General features: G+C 73.4%; 15 protein-coding genes and 1 tRNA gene. 9 read left to right on the top strand and 7 right to left on the bottom strand.

The window, feature by feature from the left end; genetic code table 11:
* The first annotated feature begins 6 nt into the window (after positions 1-6).
* Positions 7-80 (top strand) — tRNA-Leu (locus tag ACI79K_RS15880).
* A 15-nt stretch (positions 81-95) separates the two neighbouring features.
* Here the strand turns inward: ACI79K_RS15880 and ACI79K_RS15875 are convergent.
* Entirely contained in the window at positions 96-1352 is a 1257-nt protein-coding gene (locus ACI79K_RS15875; RefSeq protein WP_456600162.1) for a MalY/PatB family protein, read from the bottom strand.
* Positions 1353-1622: 270 nt separating this feature from the next.
* Between ACI79K_RS15875 and ACI79K_RS15870 the strand changes: the two genes are divergently transcribed.
* Complete coding sequence (locus ACI79K_RS15870; protein ID WP_456598061.1) at positions 1623-2471, top strand: Bax inhibitor-1/YccA family membrane protein; 849 nt, start codon at positions 1623-1625, stop codon at positions 2469-2471.
* Between the two features lie 71 nt (positions 2472-2542).
* On the opposite strand, the gene ACI79K_RS15865 is transcribed toward ACI79K_RS15870, so the two are convergent.
* On the bottom strand, positions 2543-3763 hold the full coding sequence (locus ACI79K_RS15865; RefSeq protein ID WP_456600161.1) for an acetyl-CoA C-acetyltransferase: 1221 nt from the start codon (positions 3761-3763) through the stop codon (positions 2543-2545).
* Between the two features lie 121 nt (positions 3764-3884).
* Positions 3885-4916, bottom strand: coding sequence for an SGNH/GDSL hydrolase family protein (locus tag ACI79K_RS15860; protein WP_456600160.1), 1032 nt, complete (start codon positions 4914-4916; stop codon positions 3885-3887).
* Positions 4917-5011: 95 nt separating this feature from the next.
* Here ACI79K_RS15860 and ACI79K_RS15855 point away from each other — a divergent pair, with 95 nt between their 5' ends.
* The gene (locus ACI79K_RS15855; RefSeq protein WP_456600159.1) at positions 5012-6337 is read left to right on the top strand and encodes a DUF2252 domain-containing protein; all 1326 of its coding nucleotides are present in this window, start codon (positions 5012-5014) and stop codon (positions 6335-6337) included.
* A gap of 91 nt (positions 6338-6428) precedes the next feature.
* Here the strand turns inward: ACI79K_RS15855 and ACI79K_RS15850 are convergent, their stop codons facing one another.
* Complete coding sequence (locus tag ACI79K_RS15850) at positions 6429-8414, bottom strand: VWA domain-containing protein (RefSeq protein ID WP_456600158.1); 1986 nt, start codon at positions 8412-8414, stop codon at positions 6429-6431.
* A gap of 1 nt (position 8415) precedes the next feature.
* Positions 8416-9894, bottom strand: a complete 1479-nt coding sequence (locus ACI79K_RS15845) for a sigma 54-interacting transcriptional regulator (RefSeq protein WP_456600157.1) — start codon at positions 9892-9894, stop codon at positions 8416-8418.
* 70 nt (positions 9895-9964) lie between these two features.
* On the opposite strand from ACI79K_RS15845, the gene ilvA reads away from it, so the two are divergent.
* The 4 genes from ilvA to ACI79K_RS15825 all read left to right on the top strand — a co-directional run bounded on the left by ilvA (position 9965) and on the right by ACI79K_RS15825 (position 15410).
* On the top strand, positions 9965-11191 hold the full coding sequence (ilvA, locus tag ACI79K_RS15840; RefSeq protein WP_456590547.1) for a threonine ammonia-lyase: 1227 nt from the start codon (positions 9965-9967) through the stop codon (positions 11189-11191).
* Positions 11192-11336: 145 nt separating this feature from the next.
* Entirely contained in the window at positions 11337-12335 is a 999-nt protein-coding gene (locus tag ACI79K_RS15835) for an ATP-binding cassette domain-containing protein (protein WP_456600156.1), read from the top strand.
* Positions 12332-13138 carry an ABC transporter permease gene (locus ACI79K_RS15830; protein WP_456590549.1) on the top strand — a complete coding sequence of 269 codons (807 nt, stop codon included), beginning with the start codon at positions 12332-12334 and terminating at the stop codon, positions 13136-13138. The genes ACI79K_RS15835 and ACI79K_RS15830 overlap by 4 nt, the downstream gene beginning before the upstream one ends.
* Positions 13139-13352: 214 nt before the next feature.
* Complete coding sequence (locus tag ACI79K_RS15825; RefSeq protein ID WP_456600155.1) at positions 13353-15410, top strand: M3 family metallopeptidase; 2058 nt, start codon at positions 13353-13355, stop codon at positions 15408-15410.
* Positions 15411-15553: 143 nt separating this feature from the next.
* Here ACI79K_RS15825 and ACI79K_RS15820 read toward each other — a convergent pair whose 3' ends face one another.
* On the bottom strand, positions 15554-15886 hold the full coding sequence (locus ACI79K_RS15820; protein ID WP_456600154.1) for an RNHCP domain-containing protein: 333 nt from the start codon (positions 15884-15886) through the stop codon (positions 15554-15556).
* Positions 15887-15905: 19 nt separating this feature from the next.
* Positions 15906-16409: a transcription elongation factor GreA gene (greA, locus tag ACI79K_RS15815; RefSeq protein ID WP_456590552.1), complete on the bottom strand. Its 504-nt coding sequence runs from the start codon at positions 16407-16409 to the stop codon at positions 15906-15908.
* A gap of 249 nt (positions 16410-16658) precedes the next feature.
* On the opposite strand from greA, the gene mca reads away from it, so the two are divergent.
* Together mca and ACI79K_RS15805 are read left to right on the top strand one after the other, a co-directional pair.
* Positions 16659-17546, top strand: a complete 888-nt coding sequence (gene mca / locus ACI79K_RS15810) for a mycothiol conjugate amidase Mca (RefSeq protein WP_456590553.1) — start codon at positions 16659-16661, stop codon at positions 17544-17546.
* Complete coding sequence (locus ACI79K_RS15805) at positions 17543-17866, top strand: hypothetical protein (protein WP_456590554.1); 324 nt, start codon at positions 17543-17545, stop codon at positions 17864-17866. The genes mca and ACI79K_RS15805 overlap by 4 nt, the downstream gene beginning before the upstream one ends.
* The last annotated feature ends 13 nt before the right edge of the window (positions 17867-17879 follow it).

Below are 17879 nucleotides of genomic sequence, written 5' to 3'. Positions count from 1 at the left end.
CACCGCGCCCCCGTAGCCCAATCGGCAGAGGCAGGCCCCTTAAAAGGGTCCCAGTGTCGGTTCGAACCCGACCGGGGGCACGATCGGTGCGGGGCCTACGAGGTCCGGGCCGCGATCGCCCGGCCCATGCGGGCCAGCGCCTCGCTCAGCACGGCGGGCGAGGTGGCGATGTTGATGCGCACGTGCCCGGCGCCCCCGGTGCCGAAGACGTGGCCGGAGCTCAGGGCCACCCGTGCGTGGTCCAGGAAGAACCGTGCCGGCCCGTCGAGGTCGCTCACCACGGCGCGGCCGCCGCTGGGGGCCTCGGGCGGGAGGTCCAGCGGACGGCAGTCCAGCCAGGCCAGGTAGGTGCCCTCCGGTGCGCGCAGCGTCGTCGTCGGCAGGTGCTCGGCCACCAGCTGCTGCAGCAGCCGCCGGTTCTCGTCGAGGGCCGCGAGCACCGCATCCAGCCAGCCGCCGGCCTCGCGGAAGGCCACGGTGTGCGCGATGACGCCGAGGTGGCTGGCCCCGTGGCCGACCTCCTCGGGGAGACGGGCCAGGTCCGCGGCCGCCTCCGGCCCGGCGACGACCACGGCCGCCTTGAGACCTGCGAGGTTCCACGCTTTCGACGCCGACACCAGCGCGAAGCCGTCGTCGACGACGCTGAGGTAGGGCACGAAGCGGGCGCCGGGGAGGACCAGCGGTGCGTGGATCTCGTCGGAGACGACGCGCACGCCGTGCCGCCGGGCGAGTGCGGCGACGGACTCGAGCTCGGCGCGGGTGTGCACGGCGCCGGTGGGGTTGTGCGGGTTGCACAGCAGGAACGCCGGGTGGGCGCTGCGGGCGCCGGCTGCGGCGAAGGCGGCGTCCAGCGTCTCCGGGTCCAGGCGACCGCGTGCGTCCAACGGCGCTTCCACGACGGAGCGCCCGGCGTGCTCGACGAACGCGTAGAAGGGCGCGTACACCGGCGGGGTCACCACCACGACGTCGCCGGGACCGGTGACGAGGCGGAGCACCTCCACGATGCCCGTCATCACGTCCGGCACGACCGCCGTGCGGGCCGGATCGATGCCGGTCCAGCCCCACCGGTCGGCCGCGAAGGCGGCCACCGCCTCCGGGTACTCGTGTCCCGCGGGGTAGCCGGTGTCGCCCGCGTCGACCGCGCGGTGCAGCGCCTCGCGGACGGGGGGTGCGAGGGCGACGTCCATCTCGGCGACCCACAGCGGCAGCACATCCGCCGGGTGGGTGCGCCACTTGACGCTCGTCCGCCGGCGCAGGTCCTCCAGGGGAACCTGCAGGAACGGGTTGGCCGGCCGCGCCCCGGCCTCCGGGCCCGGGGCGGCCGGCGAAGGACCGGAAGGCAGGGCGGTCATGGATGTGCTCCGATCGGGTGCGGTCGCCAGGGTGGGTGGGTGGCGAGGACAGCATCGGGCACCCCGCGCCGAGCCCGCCCGGTGAGCGCCGCGCCGCTGGTGGCGTGCCGGACGAGGGAGGGGCTGTGGCCGGTTTCCCGACCCGCACCCGCGAGGGTGATCCGGATCTGCGGCAGCTGTGGAACGCTGTGGGCGTGTCGGGCGTTGACCTGACCGAGTGGAGTGCGTGATGAGTCTCCACGACCGACGAGTCACCTCGAGGAGATGACGATGGCCAGTAGGAACCCGGCGTTCAGCCGTGGGTTCGGCAACGCGGGCCCCGGCCAGCAGTACGCCGGTTGGGGCAACCAGCCCCAGTACGGCGCCCCCCAGTACGGGGCCCCGCAGTACGGCGCCCCGGCGCCGCAGCAGGACCAGTACGCCGCGCCGTCCCCGTACGGGACGACCGAGGACACCCGCTACATGACGATGGACGACGTCGTCACCAAGACGGGTCTTTCGTTCCTGGTGACCGTCGCCGCCGCGGCGCTCACCTGGGCGATGCCCGGCACCGCCGCCATGGGGCTCGCCCTCCCTGCGGTGCTCGTCGCGCTGGTGCTCGGCCTGGTGATCGCCTTCAAGCAGATCGCCAGCCCGGTCGCGACGCTCTCCTACGGCGCGCTGTACGGCGTCGCGCTGGGTGCGATCAGCGAGGTGTTCAGCCTCCAGTTCGGCTCGGGCATCGTCATGCAGGCGCTGATCGGCACCTTCGGCGTCTTCGCCGGCATGCTGGTCATCTACAAGACCGGCGCCATCCGGGTCACCCCCAAGCTGACCCGCTGGATCGTCGGTGCGCTCATCGGCGTGCTGGTGCTCGTCGTGGTCAACCTGGTCGCCAGCTTCTTCGTCCCTGGTGGGCTGGGGCTGCGTGACGGCGGCCCGCTGGCCATCGTCTTCAGCCTCGTCGTGATCGGCGTCGCGGCGTTCACGCTGCTGCTCGACTTCGACATGGCCGACGAGGCGATCCGCCGCGGCGCCCCGGCCAAGTTCGCCTGGTACATCGCCTTCGGCCTGCTCGTCACGGTCATCTGGCTGTACCTGGAGATCCTGCGGCTGCTCTCCTACTTCCAGGACGAGTGAGCCTCCGCACCACATGACAGTGGCCCGGTCCCCGCGAGGGGGCCGGGCCACTGTCATGTCCGGGGGCTACCTCAGGAGAGGCGCTCCAGCACCATCGCCATGCCCATGCCGCCGCCGACGCACATGGTCTCCAGGCCGAACGTCTTGTCCTTGGTCTGGAGGCCGTTGATCAGCGTGCCGGTGATGCGGGCGCCGGTGCTGCCGAAGGGGTGGCCGACGGCGATGGCGCCACCGTGCACGTTCAGCTTCTCGATCGGGATGTTCAGGTCGCGGTAGCTGGGGATGACCTGCGCGGCGAACGCCTCGTTGATCTCGACCAGGTCGATGTCGTCGATCGTCATGCCGGCCCGCTGGAGCGCGAGCTTCGAGGCGTCGACCGGCCCGTAGCCCATGATCTCCGGCGAGAGCCCGGTGACCGCGGTGGAGACCACGCGGGCGAGCGGGGTCAGGCCGAGCTCACGGGCCTTGGTGTCGCTCATGACCACCACGGCCGACGCGCCGTCGTTGAGCGGGCAGGCGTTGCCGGCGGTCACCCGGCCGTCGGGGCGGAAGACCGGCTTGAGGCCGGAGATGCCCTCCAGGGTGGTGCCGGGGCGCGGGCCGTCGTCCTTCGAGACGACGGTGCCGTCGGGGAGGGTGATCGGGGTGATCTCCCGCTCCCAGAAGCCGTTGTTGATCGACTCCTCGGCGAGGTTCTGGCTGCGGACGGCGAACTCGTCCATCTCCTGGCGGGTGACGCCCTTGAGCAGCGCCAGGTTCTCCGCCGTCTGCCCCATGGCGATGTAGACGTCGGGGACGTCGCCGTTCTCCCGCGGGTCGGTCCAGGAGTCGGCGCCGCTCTCGGCGACCTTGGCCACCCGGGCCTGGGCGTCGGCGAACACCGGGTTCTGCGTGTCGGGCAGCGAGTCGCTGTTGCCCTTCACGAACCGCGAGACGGTCTCCACGCCGGCGGAGATGAAGACGTCGCCCTCACCGGCCTTGATGGCGTGCATGGCCATGCGGGTCGTCTGCAGGGACGACGAGCAGTAGCGGGTGATCGTCGTGCCGGGCAGGTGGTCCATGCCCAGCAGCACGCTGACGACGCGGCCCATGTTGTAGCCCTGCTCCCCACCGGGGAGGCCGCAGCCCAGCATGAGGTCGTCGATGTCGCGCGGGTCGAGGGCGGGCACCTTGTCGAGCGCGGCCCGGATGACCGCGGCGGCGAGGTCGTCGGGCCGCATGTCCTTGAGCGACCCCTTGAACGCGCGGCCGATGGGGGAACGCGCGGTCGAGACGATGACTGCTTCGGGCATGGTTCCTCCACGATGAGGGGGTCCGGACGCGGCGCGCCGGACGTCGGTCACCTCGGAAACTACCCCGGCCCGGCCGCCTGGGGAGGGGCCCCAGGTCAGGAGGACGCCGGTGTGGCCGGGGTCACCTCGTCCGCCCGGCGAGCGGGTCGTTCTCGGCGTGCTCGGCCTGCTCCGGGGTCGGCACCCCCGTCGGCCGGCGGCGGCGCAGCAGCGCCCACGGGCCGCGGGGACCGGTCTCCGAGCCGGCCACCTCGGCGGCCTGGACCTCGGTACCGGGACGGTTGACCGCCCGGGCCGCGGCGCGGGCGACCGGCTTGACCGTCTGGCGGCGCAGCGAGCGCAGGCCGCGGTCGGCGCGCGCCGGCCACACGCCGAGAGCGTCGGCGACCGAGGGCAGCAGCACCGCCGCCGCCGCCGCGTAGCCGGCCGCGCTCGGGTGGAACTCGTCGACGCTGAACATGCTGGAGTCCGAGGCGAAGGCCGGGCCCAGCAGCGAGCCGAGGGAGACGGTGCGGCCCCCGGCCTCGACGACGGCGATGGTCTGCGCCGCGGCCATCTGCCGGCTCCAGCGTCGGGCCAGCGTGCGCAGCGGCTGCGCGATCGGCCGGATGGTCCCCAGGTCGGGGCAGGTGCCGACGACGACCTCGCAGCCGGCAGCGGTGAGCCGCCGGACGGCGTCGGTGAGGTGGCCGACCGAGACCGACGTGGGGGTGCGGGCGGTGACGTCGTTGGCGCCGATCATGATGACCGCGACCGCGGGGCGCTCGGCCAGCGCGCGGTCGACCTGCACCTCGAGGTCGGCGGCGCGGGCGCCGGACTTGGCCAGCCGCACCAGCTGCACGGGGCGCTCGGCGAGCTCGGCCAGCCCCGCGGCGACGAGCACGCCGGGGGTCTCGGCGGCGCGGTGCACGCCCAGCCCGACGGCGCTGGAGTCGCCCAGCACCGCGAGCACGATCGGCTCGCCGCCGCCCCGCCCGTAGATGCCGTCGCCCGACGGGGGGTCCTCCTTGTACGTGCGGGCCTCGACCCTGCGGCGGGCCGCCCGCGCCTCCTCGCGGAGGAGGGCGACCAGGGCAGCTCCGGCCAGCCCGACCCCACCGCCGCCGTAGGCGGCACCGGTGGCCAGTCGTCGGGCCGTCGCGGTACGCGTCATGGTCCCTCCCTCCCGGCTCGGTGCCGACGTCATCGGGGCACCACCGACGTTATCGGCCCCCTACGGTGCAACCTGTGCCCCCATCCCTCCCTGGTATGAGCTCCTCCACCCCGACCGACGAGCGGACGCGGCAGATCGTTCGCGTCCTGGTCGAGGCGTTCGGTGACCTCATGGACGCCGATGCGGACGCCTTCCGCACCAAGTTCCGCAAGATGGCGGCCGATCCGTTCGCCTTCTACCGGGGCAGCGCCCCACTGTTCTACGCGGACATGGCGACGTCCGAGGATCGCTGGTGCGACGAGCGGACGTCCCGGGTGTGGATCCACGGTGACCTGCACGCGGAGAACTTCGGCACGTACATGGACGCCAACGGCCGGATCGTCTTCGACGTCAACGACTTCGACGAGGCGTACCTCGGGCACGTCAGCTGGGACCTGCGCCGCTTCGCCGCCAGCTTCGCGCTCATGGCCTGGCGCAAGGCGTTCTCCGACGAGGTGATCAGCGAGCTGCTCGCCGTCTACCTGCACGCGTGGCTCGACCAGGTGGCCGCCTTCACCCGGTCGGACGCCGACCGCGAGTTCGCCCTGGTGGCCGGCAACACCCACGGCGCCGTGCACGAGCTGATCCGCCGCACGGCCACCCGCACCCGCCTGGGGCTGCTGCAGCGGATGACCGTGGTCGAGGGCGACGCGCGCCGCTTCGCGGACTCCGCGCGCAACCGCCGGCTGGACGACGCCGAGCACCAGGAGGTGCTCGCGGCGCTGGAGCGGTACAAGGCGACGCTGCCGCCCCGGCCCTGGCGGCGCGAGGTCGCCTACGACGTCAAGGACCTCATCGGCACCGGTGGCTTCGGCATCGGCAGCGCGGGGCTGCCGGCCTACAACGTGCTGCTGGAGGGCTACGACCAGGCGCTGGAGAACGACGTCGTGCTCTCGGTCAAGCAGGGCAACGTGCCCGCCCCCGGCCGGGTCGTCGACGACCCGCGCATCCGCGGGTACTTCGAGCACGAGGGCCACCGGACGGCGCTGAGCCGGCGCGCGCTGCAGTCGCACGCCTCCCAGTTCCTGGGCTACACGGACATCCGCGGCACGGGCTTCGTCGTCGCGGAGCTGTCGCCCTACGAGCTCGACCTCGAGTGGGAGGACCTCACCGAGCCCGCCGACATCCGCCCGGTCCTGGAGCAGCTCGGGCGGGCGACGGCGAAGCTGCACTGCGTGGGCGACGCCGACAGCGACCACACCCTCGTGCCGTTCCAGACCGAGGAGGCGATCACCGCGATGCTCGGCGACCGGCGGGAGGAGTTCGTCGCCGACCTGGTCGCCTTCGCGCACGACTACGCGCACCGCACGCAGGAGGACCACCGGCTCTTCGTGAACGCCTTCCGGGCGGGGCGGATCCCGGGGATCAGCTCCAGCCGCTGAAAGAGGACCCCCAGAAGGACCCCGTCCTCCCCGCCGTTCGCGAGCTCAGGGCGGTGTCCTGGACGGGGCCGTTCCAGCACGTCGCCATGAGCTAGCGCACGCGGCGGCCGCGGCGGGTGCGCAGGTAGTCGGCGACGACGTACTCGCCGAGCCGCTCGCTGTCGGGAGTGAACACCCGCCCGCCGGCCCGCTGGGTGAGGTCGTGCACGAAGTGGACCAGCCCGGGATCGGGGTCGAGGGCGAAGACGTTCACCGTGGCGCCGGAGCGGGCGACCCGCTCCACCTCGGCCACCGTGCGGGCGATCGTCTCGGGCATCGGCGGCCAGCAGAAGTACGGGGTCCCGTCGTCCTCCAGGTGGGCGGTCGGCTCCCCGTCGGTGACCACCAGCACTACCGGCTCGGCGTCGCGGTGCCGGGCGAGGAACCGGCGGGCCAGCATCAGGCCGTGCTGCAGGTTGGTGCCCTGCAGGGTGTCCACGCTCAGCTCGGCGAGCGTCTCCGGGCGCAGCACCTGGGCCGTGGAGGAGAAGCCGATGATCTCGATGGCGTCCTGCGGGAACCGCGTCGTCACCAGCGAGTGCAGCGCCATCGCCGTCGACTTCGCCGCGCCCCACGTGCCGCGCAGCGCCATCGAGTAGGAGAGGTCGACCAGCAGGGCGACGGCGGCGCCGGTGCGCCGCTCGGTCTCCACCACCTCGAAGTCCTCGACGGCGATGCGGACCCGCCGCTGCCCCTCCCGGCGCGGCTCGCCCGCCGTCCGCAGCACCGCGTTGCGGACGGTGCGGACGACGTCCAGCGGCTGCTCGTCGCCGAACCGCCACTCCCGTGAGCCACCGGTCAGCTCCCCGGCCGCGCCGGCGTCGGCGACGTCGTGCTCGCCGCGACCGGTGGCGTCCAGCTGCGCGAACACCCGGCGCAGCGCGGTGGCTCCGAGTCGGCGGACCGCCTTGGGCGAGAGCTCCAGCCGCCCCTCGCTGCGGTTGAGGTAGCCCTGCCGCTCGAGCTCGCGTTCCAGCTGCCGGAGCGTGGCGAGGTCGTCGGCGGCCGAGCGGCCCAGCGCGCGCTCGAGCAGCTCCTCGTCGACGTCGGCGAGGGACGCCCCGGCGTAGCCCTGCGACAGTTGGTTGGACAGCGCCTCCAGGTCGGCGAGCTCGGCGACGGCGGTGGTGGCGTCGCCCATGCCCAGCGCCTGCTCGCCGTCGGGCACCTGGCCGCGCTGCCCCCAGGGCAGGTCGGGGCGGGCCTGGCGGAGCGCGTCGGAGAGGTGGGCCATCTCGCTGGCCAGCCCCATGTCCTCCATCGTCTGGGCCATCAGCTCGGCCAGCTCGGCCCGCTGCTCGGGGGAGAGGCCGGCCATCATCCGCTGCTGCGCCGCCGCCCGGCGGGCCAGCGAGTCGATCAGCTCCTCGACGGATTCCGGGTCGTCCGGGAAGAACTGGCCGTGCCGGTCCATGAAGTCGGCGAACTGCTGGTCGGTGTCCTCGCCGCGGTTGTGCGCGTCGACCAGCCGGGAGAGGTCGGCGACCATGTCCTTGACCGCCTGCATGTCGCCCTCGGAGGCGTTCTCCAGGGCCTGCTTCATCGACGCGAAGGAGCTGTCGAGCACCTCCCGGCGCAGCAGGTCCTGGATCTGCTCGTAGGCCTCCCGGCCCTCCGCCGAGCGCCACGACCAGTCCTTGAGCGCGCGGACGGCGCCCGCGGTGTCCTCGGGCAGCGCGTCCAGCTCGGCCTCGGCGAGCCGTGCGGCGTCGTCCGGATCGGGGAACAGCTCCCGACGCTCGGCCTGCACGGCGCGGTCGAGCAGCTCGCGCACCTCCTGCAGGGTGCCGTCCATCCGCCCGGCGGTGCGTGCCGAGCGCAGTCGGTCGCGCACCTGCCGGCGCAGTTCGTCCAGGCCGCGCCGGCCCTGCGTGCCGCGGCGCAGCAGCTCGCGCAACGCCTCCCGGACGCCGCTGCCGTCGAGCACCGAGTCGCCGATCTCGTCCACGGCGTCGCCGAGGTCGTACGGCGGGGCCAGCGGGTCGGGACCGCCCCGCCAGGCGCCGTACCGGTAGCCGCGCGGGCGGCGCGTGGTCACCTCAGGCTCCGTAGACCGTGCGGCCGCCGTCGGTGTCCTTCGCCAGCCGCCGGGTGAGGTGCAGGCCCTCCAGGGCGAACTCCACGGCGGCCGCGGCCTGCTCGGCGGACTGGTCGCCCTCGGGCACCCCGAGCCGGCCGAGCAGCTCGGCGAGCTTCGGGACGGTGCCCAGCTGGCCCAGCAGGGCCGGGGCCGGGACGAGGTCGCCGGACTCGACGGTCTCCCCGCCGGTGAAGTGCTCCTGCAGGCCGGTGAGGTCCAGGCCCGCGCACCGCGCGCGGAACGTCTGCGCCGTGGCCTGGCGCAGCAGGTGCTCCAGGATCTCCAGCTCGCGGTCGTCGTCGGGGTCGGCACCGGCGTCGGCGAACTCGACCTTGCCGCGGCTGGCCGGGACGATGCTGGGCAGGTCGACCACCCGCGCGACCGGCCGGGTCTCGCCGGCGACCGCGGCCCGGCGGACGGCGGAGGCGGCGACGGTCTCCAGCCCGGCGATGGCGAACCGGGCGCTGACCCCGGAGCGCTGGTCGACGTGGCTGGACTCGCGGACGAGCCGGGTGAACCGGGCGACGATCTCGACCAGGTGCGCCGGCACGACGGGCGCGTCGAGGGTGTCCTGCCCGCTCGGTGCCCCGAGCCCGCCGGTCTGCGCCTCCTGCTCCAGCAGGCGGATCTCGTCGGCGAGCTCGATGGGGTAGTGGGTGCGCACCTCGGCGCCGAACCGGTCCTTGAGCGGGGTGATGATCCGCCCGCGGTTCGTGTAGTCCTCCGGGTTCGCGCTCGCGACCAGCAGCAGGTCCAGCGGCAGCCGCACCCGGTAGCCGCGGATCTGGATGTCGCGCTCCTCCAACACGTTGAGCAGCGCGACCTGGATGCGCTCGGCCAGGTCGGGCAGCTCGTTGACGCTGAAGATGCCCCGGTTGGTGCGGGGGACCAACCCGTAGTGCACGGTCTCCGGGTCGCCCAGCGTGCGCCCCTCGGCCACCTTGATCGGGTCGACGTCGCCGATCAGGTCGCCGACGCTGGTGTCCGGCGTGGCCAGCTTCTCGCCGAAGCGCTCGCTGCGGTGCAGCCAGCCGACGGGGGTGGCGTCACCGTGCTCGGCGATCTGCCGGTGCGCCCAGACGCTGATGGGGCACAGCGGGTGCTCGTTCAGCTCGCTGCCGACCAGCACCGGGGTCCACTCGTCGAGCAGGCCGACGAGCGTGCGGATCAGGCGGGTCTTGCCCTGGCCGCGCTCGCCGAGCAGGACCAGGTCGTGGCCGGCGATCAGGGCCCGCTCGACCTCGGGCAGGACGGTCTCCTCGAAACCGACCATGCCGGGCAGGGTGGGCTCGCCGGCAGCCAGGCGGGCGAGCAGGTTGGCGCGGATCTCGGCCTTGACCGGGCGGGAGGTGGCGCCGGTCGCGCGTAGTTCGCCGAGCGTCGTGGGTGCGGGGGAGGGGGTGGCCGGTGCGGTGGTGGCACCCGGGGTGTCCGTCACCCCCGCCACGGTACGACGGCCGCGCGCGTCCTGGTCGGTCGCGGACGACGGCCCCTGCCAGGATCGACGCATGGCAGGTTCCGGCGGTCCTCCCCTGGTCAGCGGTGCCGACGTCGCGGCGGCGGCGGAGCTCCTCGCCGGCGTCGTCCGACGCACCCCGCTGGAGCACTCCCGGGGGCTGGCCGACCGCGTCGGGGGCCCGGTCTGGCTCAAGTGCGAGAACCTCCAGCGCACCGGCTCGTTCAAGCTCCGCGGCGCCTACACCCGGATCGCGCGGCTGACCGACGAGGAGCGGGCCCGCGGCGTGGTCGCCGCCAGCGCCGGCAACCACGCCCAGGGGGTTGCCCTCGCCGCCCGGCTGCTCGGCGCCGAGGCGACGGTCTACATGCCCGGGAGCGCACCGCTGCCCAAGGTGGCGGCCACCGAGGCGTACGGCGCGCGCGTCGAGATGTTCGGCCAGTCGCTGGCCGAGCCGCTGCTGGCCGCGGCGGAGCACGCCGAGCGCACCGGCGCGGTGTTCATCCACCCCTTCGACCACCCGGACGTGATCGCGGGCCAGGGCACCGTCGGGCTGGAGGTGCTCGAGCAGTGCCCGGAGCTGGCGACGGTACTGGTCTGCGCCGGTGGCGGCGGGCTGGTCTCTGGTATCGCGGCTGCGGTGAAGGAACGCCGTCCCGACGTCCGGGTGGTGGCCGTGCAGGCCGAGGAGGCCGCCGCCTTCCCGGGCTCCCTGGCCGTCGGGCGGCCGGTCGCGCTGGAGTCGATGTCCACCATGGCCGACGGGATCGCGGTCCCGTGTCCCACCGACCTGACCTTCGCCCACGTGCGGGGACTGGTCGACGAGGTGCGCACGGTCAGCGAGGAGGACCTCTCGCGGGCGCTGCTGTTCTGCCTGGAGCGGGCGAAGCTGGTCGTCGAGCCCGCGGGGGTGGCCGCGGTCGCCGCCGTCCTCGCCGATCCGCGGGCGTTCGAGCCCCCGCTGGTCGCCGTCGTCTCCGGCGGCAACATCGACCCCGTGCTGCTGCTGAAGGTCGTGCAGCACGGCATGGCCGCGGCCGGACGCTACCTCTCGCTGCGGCTGCGCGTCCCCGACCGGCCGGGGTCGCTGGCCGCCGTCCTCGCCGAGCTCGCCGCGGTGGGCGCCAACGTGCTGGAGGTCGAGCACGAGCGGACCTCGACGCGCCTGGGCATCGGCGAGGTGGAGGTCTTCGTCGTCGTCGAGACCCGCGGGCCCGCGCACGCCGGGGAGGTCATCGGGGCGCTGCGCGCGGCCGGGTACGCCGTCACGCCGGAATAGCCGCGGCCGGACCGATGAGTTCCCCGGTCCCCGGCGGTCCTGGTTGCCGTCCCGCACCTGCGGGGCGCGACGGAGGAGCCGGCGGATGTACGCGACGGAGAAAAGCGGTGGGGAATTGTCGGTGGGCGGACCTAGCGTCCGCGCCATGACCGACGCGATCGTCGTCGAGGGGTTGGTCAAGCGCTTCGGTGCGACCACCGCGCTCGACGGAGTGGACCTGACGGTGGCCGAGGGCTCGGTGCTCGGGCTGCTCGGCCCGAACGGTGCGGGCAAGACGACGGTGGTGCGCGTCCTCACCACGCTGCTGACCGCGGACGAGGGCCGGGCGGAGGTGGTCGGGCTCGACGTGGCCCGGGACGCCGACCGGGTGCGCGCGGCGATCGGGCTCACCGGCCAGTACGCCGCCGTCGACGAGTACCTCACCGGGTTCGAGAACCTGGAGATGGTGGGGCGGCTGTACCGGCTCGGCAAGGCCGAGTCGCGGAAGCGGGCCGGTGAGCTCCTGGAGCGCTTCGACCTCTCCGCCGCGGCCGGTCGGCCCGCGAAGACCTACTCGGGTGGCATGCGCCGGCGGCTGGACATCGCGGCCTCGCTGATCGCCCGCCCGCGCGTGCTCTTCCTCGACGAGCCGACGACCGGGCTGGACCCGCGCAGCCGGCTGGCCATGTGGGAGTTCATCGCCGACCTCGCCGGCGGTGGGACGACGATCCTGCTCACCACCCAGTACCTGGAGGAGGCCGACCGGCTGGCCGACCGGATGGTCGTCATCGACCGCGGCCGGGTCATCGCCCGCGGCACCGCCGACGAGCTCAAGGCCCAGGTGGGCGGGCAGCGGCTGGAGCTGACGGTCACCGACGCCGCCGTGCTGCCCGACGTCGTGGCGCGGCTGCGCCCGCTCGCCGTGGAGGACCCGGTGGTCGACGTGCCGGCCCGTCGGCTGTCGTTGCCGGTGAGCGGCGGCGCGGAGGTGCTCGCCGAGGCGCTGCGCCGGCTCGACGGCCGGATGCCGGAGATCTTCGACGTGGGGCTGCGCCGGCCCGACCTGGACGACGTCTTCCTGGCGCTGACCGGCCGCGCGGCCGAGGAGGTCGCCACCGACGACGGGACGACGGCCGAGCCGGTCGTCACCGGAGGTGCCCGATGAGCAGCATGGCCGCGACGCTGTCCGACAGCGTCGTCATCACCAAGCGGAACCTGATCAAGGTCAAGCGCGTGCCCGACCTGATCGTCTTCGCGACGCTGTCGCCGATCATGTTCGTGCTGCTGTTCCGGTACGTGTTCGGCGGAGCCATCCAGCTGCCCCCGGGGACCAGCTACGGCGAGTTCCTGCTGCCCGGCATCTTCGCCCAGACCATCGTGCTCGGGAGCACCACCACCGGAGCCAGCCTGGCCGAGGACCTGCAGAAGGGCCTGATCGACCGGTTCCGCTCGCTGCCGATGTCCCGCTCGGCGGTCCTGATCGGCCGCACTGTCGCCGACGCCGGGCTGAACATCATCTCGATCACGGTGATGGCGCTGACCGGCCTGGTGGTCGGCTGGCGGATCCACTCCTCGGTCGGGGAGGCGATCGCGGGGTTCCTGGTCCTGCTGCTGTTCGCCTACGCCGTCTCCTGGCTCATGGCGATGGTCGGGTTGCTCGTGCGGACCCCGGAGGTGGTCAACAACGCCAGCTTCATCGTCATCTTCCCGCTGACGTTCGTGGCCAACACGTTCGTCCCGCTGGAGTCCTTCCCGTCGGTGCTGCGCACCTTCGCCGAGTGGAACCCGGTGTCGGCGGTGGTCCAGTCTGCCCGGAACCTCTTCGGCAACACCTCGCCACTGGCGCCGACGCCGGACGCCTGGTCGCTGCAGAACCCGGTGCTCTACACGCTGATCTGGGTGGTGCTCATCCTGGCGATCTTCGTGCCGCTGTCGGTGCGCACCTACCGGCACGCCGCCGGCCGCTGAGACAGAGGCCTGCTGCCCCCGATCTGCACCTGTCCGGTCGCGCCGAGTGGGGCCCGGAGGGCCCCGCGCAGGCGCGACGAATCGGCTCAGCGCAGGTCGGGGACGGCAACTGGCCGCGGTGCGATCCGGAGGATCGCGATGTGCTGGCGGTGCGATCCGGAGGATCGCGATGTGCTGGCGGTGCGATCCGGAGGATCGCGATGTAATGGCGGTGATGAGCACTCCCGAGGCACTCGCCGCCGACAACCCCCTCGCCGCCCCGTCCGAGCTGCCGTTCCGGCTGCCACCGTTCGCCGACATCACCCTCGAGCACTGCCAGGAGGCGCTGCTCGCCGGGATGGTCGAGCAGCGCCGGGAGGTGGCGGCCATCGTCGGGTCGGACGAGCAGCCGACGTTCGAGAACACGGTCGTGGCGCTGGAGCGGTCCGGCGCGCTGCTCGACCGGGCCTGGTCGGTGTTCGGCAACCTCTCCTCCTCGGTGGCGACGCCGCGGCTGCGGGAGATCGAGCGCGAGATCGCCCCGCTCGCCGCGGCCCACGACGACGCCCTGCGGCTGGACCCGGCGCTGTTCGCCCGCATCGACGCCGTGCACGCCGCCCGGGACACCGCCGGCCTGGACGCCGAGTCGGTGCGGTTGGTGGAGCGCTACCACCTCGACTTCGTGCTCGCCGGCGCCCGGCTCGACGACGGCGGCCGGGCCCGGCTCGGCGAGCTGAACCAGGAGCTCTCAGAGCTCTCGACGACGTTCGGGCAGAACCTGCAGCTGGCCACGGAGGCAGCGGCGGTGCGGGTCGAGGATGCCCGGGAGCTCGACGGGCTGAGCGAGGAGGAGGTGGCGGCCGCGGCGCGCGCGGCCACCGACCGCGGGCTCGACGGCTACCTGCTCACCCTGGTGCTGCCCACCGGTCAGCCGGTGCTGGCCAAGCTCCGCGACCGAGGGCTGCGACGCCGGGTGTTCGAGGCGTCGGTGAGCCGGGCGTCGGCGGGGGAGCACGACAACCGACCGGTCGCCGAGCGCATCGCCCGGCTGCGGGCCGAGCGGGCGCGGCTGCTGGGCTTCGAGACCCACGCCGACCTGGTGCTCGCCGACTCGACCGCGCGGACCACCGCCGCGGTCGACGCGATGCTGCGCTCGATGGTGCCGGCGTCGGTGGCGAACGCCGAGGCCGAGGCCGAGGTGCTGCGCGAGCTCGCCACCCGCGACGGTGTCGAGCTCGCGGCCTGGGACTGGGCTTACTACAGCGAGCGGGTGCGGGCCGAGCGCTACGCGGTCGACACCACGGCGTTGCGGCCGTGGTTCGAGCTCGACCGGGTGCTGGTCGACGGCGTCTTCCGGGCCGCCGAGCTGCTCTACGGCCTCCGGTTCACCTCCCGGCCCGACCTCGTCGGCTACCACCCCGACGTCCGGGTCTGGGAGGTCACCGACGCCGACGGGACGGAGGTCGGGCTGTACCTGGGCGACTTCTTCGCCCGGGAGGGCAAGCGCGGCGGGGCGTGGATGAGCTCGTTCGTCCGCCAGTCCGGGCTGCTGGGGACCCGCCCGGTCGTCGTCAACAACCTCAACGTCACCCGCGCCCCGGACGGCCGGCCGACGCTGCTGACCCTGGACGAGGTGAACACGCTCTTCCACGAGTTCGGCCACGCGCTGCACGGGCTGAGCTCCTCGGTGACCTACCCGCGGTTCGCGGGCACCGCCGTGCCGCGGGACTTCGTGGAGTTCCCCAGCCAGGTCAACGAGATGTGGGCGCTCTGGCCCGAGGTCCTGGCGCACTACGCCCGGCACGTGGAGACCGACGAGCCGCTGCCGGCATCGGTGGTGGAGGCGATCGACGCCGCGCAGCTGTGGGGTGAGGGCTTCGGCACGCTGGAGTACCTGGCCGCCACCCTGCTGGACCAGGCCTGGCACCGCCTCACGCCCGACAGCGAGATCGGGGACCCGGAGGAGTTCGAGCGGGCGGCCCTCGCGGCTGCGGGCGTGGCCTCGGAGCTGGTGCCGCCGCGCTACCGGACGACGTACTTCCAGCACGTCTTCGCCGGCGGCTACTCGGCCGGTTACTACTCCTACATCTGGTCGGAGGTGCTCGACGCCGACACCGTGGAGTGGTTCAAGGAGAACGGCGGCCTGCGCCGGGAGAACGGGGACCTCTTCCGGGAACGGCTGCTCGCGGTGGGCGGTTCGGTGGACCCGCTGGCTGCCTTCCGCGCGGTCCGCGGCCGGGAGGCCGACCCCGCACCGCTGCTGCGCAGGCGCGGGCTGGCCCCGGTCGCCTGAGCGCACTGTGGGGGTGTTCCCTCGGCTCCGGGGGTCGTGCAGGACCCCCGGGGCGTGGGTTCGACTCCGACAGCGGCGCACGGGCGGGGAGCGTCCCGCGGGTGGCGCAGGGCCCGGGGCGCCGGCGCGGTGGGCGCCGTCGCTCAGAGCCAGGGCAGCGAGAGGACCAGGTCCAGGTCGTCCGGGGCGTCCCCGTCGCGTACCAGCCGGTTGGGCTGGCGGTGGCCGCACGCCGTGCAGCGGTGGACCACCTGCCAGCCCTTGCCCGACTTCTCCACCAGCCCGATCGGCTCCATCGGCTGCCGGCACTCGCTCGCCCGGTCACCCGGCAGGTCGTCGACGTGCAGCGACCACAGGCAGTACGGGCAGTGGTTGCGGTAGTGCCCGTCGGTGTTGGCCGGCACCGGCGTCGTGCAGTGCACGCACGGGAAACCGGTGTTCTCCGCCCGCCGGGAGCGAGCGCGAGGCGCTACCACGTCTTCCTCGCCCACCCCGTCAGGGGACGAACGGCTCGACCGCGACGACCTCGACGGTGATGTCCTTGCCGTTCGGCGTCTGGTAGGTCACCGAGGTGCCGGGCTCCGCGCCCATGATCGCCGAGCCGAGCGCCGACTCCGGGGAGTAGACGGTGAGGTCGGTGGTGCCGGCGATCTCGCGCGAGCCGAGCAGGAACTTCTCGGTCTCGTCGTCCCCGGCGAACTTGATCGTGATCACCGTGCCGAGGGCGGCGTTCGTGGCGGTCTTCGGGGCGTCACCGACCCGCGCCTTGCGGAGCAGGTCGGTGAGCTGGCGGATCCGGCCCTCCTGCTTGCCCTGCTCCTCCTTGGCAGCGTGGTAGCCGCCGTTCTCCTTGAGGTCGCCCTCCTCGCGGCGGGCGTTGATCTCGGCGGCCATGGCCGGGCGGTTCGCCACCAGCTGGTCGAGCTCGGCCTTCAGCCGGTCGTGGGCCTCCTGGGTGAGCCAGATGCCCTGGTCCTGCTCGTCAGTGGGGGTGGACACGGGGGAGAACTCCTGGGAAATCGGGTGCGTCGTCCTGGTGTGGGACGACCGTGGTCGATCCGGCCAAGCTAACACCGCGGCGCGGGCAGATGCACCGCTGCGCCGGGTCCCGGACGGATGCGGAACCGTAGCGCATCGTTGCGTGACCGACGACACGTTCCGCCCGGACGGGTGGCTGACCTGCGAGTCGTCGGCCACACCCGGGTGAGTGTCCGCCACTCCCGTCGCCCGGCGAGGGACACTGTGCCCGTGACCCAACCCGACCAGTTGCGCCTGCTCGCGGTGCACGCCCATCCGGACGACGAGTCGAGCAAGGGCGCCGCCACGATGGCGAAGTACGTCGCCGAGGGCGTTCGCGTGATGGTGGCCACCGCCACCGGCGGTGAACGCGGCTCGGTGCTCAACCCGGCGATGGACCGTCCCGAGGTGTGGGAGCGGCTCCCGCAGATCCGGGTGGAGGAGATGGCGCGGGCGCGCGAGATCCTCGGGATCGAGCAGGAGTTCCTCGGTTTCGTCGACTCGGGGCTGCCCGAGGGCGACCCGCTGCCGCCGTTGCCCGAGGGGTGCTTCGCGCTGGTGCCGGTGGAAGAGGCCGCGGCGCCCCTCGTCGAGCTCATCAGGCGGTTCAAGCCGCAGGTGATGACCACCTACGACGAGCGTGGCGGCTACCCGCACCCCGACCACATCAAGACGCACGAGATCTCGGTGCACGCCTTCGAGGCGGCCGGCGACCCCGACCGGTACCCCGACCTGGGTGAGCCGTGGCAGGTGAGCAAGCTCTACTACCACATGAGCTTCACGCTGCCGCGCACGAAGGCGCTGCACGAGGCGATCCTCGCGACCGGTGCGGAGTCGCCCTACGCCGAGTGGCTGGAGAAGTGGGATCCGGCGCACGACATCTCCCACCGCGTCACCACCCGGGTGCCGTGCGCCGAGTACTTCCCGGTGCGCGACGCCGCGCTGATCGCGCATGCCACCCAGATCGATCCGCTGGGCCGCTGGTTCGCGTGCCCGGTGGAGACCCAGCAGCAGGTGTGGCCCACCGAGGACTACGAGCTGGCCCGCTCGCTGGTCGACACCCCCACGCCGGAGGACGACCTGTTCGCCGGCATCCGCAGCGAGGTGACCGCCCGATGACCGGAACCACGACCCTGAGCCTGCTGGCCGCCGCCCAGCAGCAGGCCCCCGAGGACGTCGGCAAGGCCGGCCCGCTCGGCCTGTTCCTGATCGTGGTGCTCCTGATCGCCGCGGCCCTGCTGGTCAAGTCGATGAGCGGCCACCTCAACCGGCTGCCGCGCAGCTTCGACCCGGCCGACCGCGAGCCGCCGGTCGTCGTCCCCGACTCCCCGGCCGGGCTGGTCGAGGAGCGCGAGCCCGGCCAGGAACTGCTCGACACGCTGCGGCGCGCGCCGCTGGCCATCGAGGCCCCCCGGCGCGAGGGCGACGACCGGCGCTGACCCCACCGGCGGG

The sequence above is a fragment of the Blastococcus sp. SYSU DS0616 genome, assembly GCF_054051015.1.
Note: the sequence above shows the minus strand (reverse complement) of the source record. Positions and strands in the feature narration are given on the sequence as shown.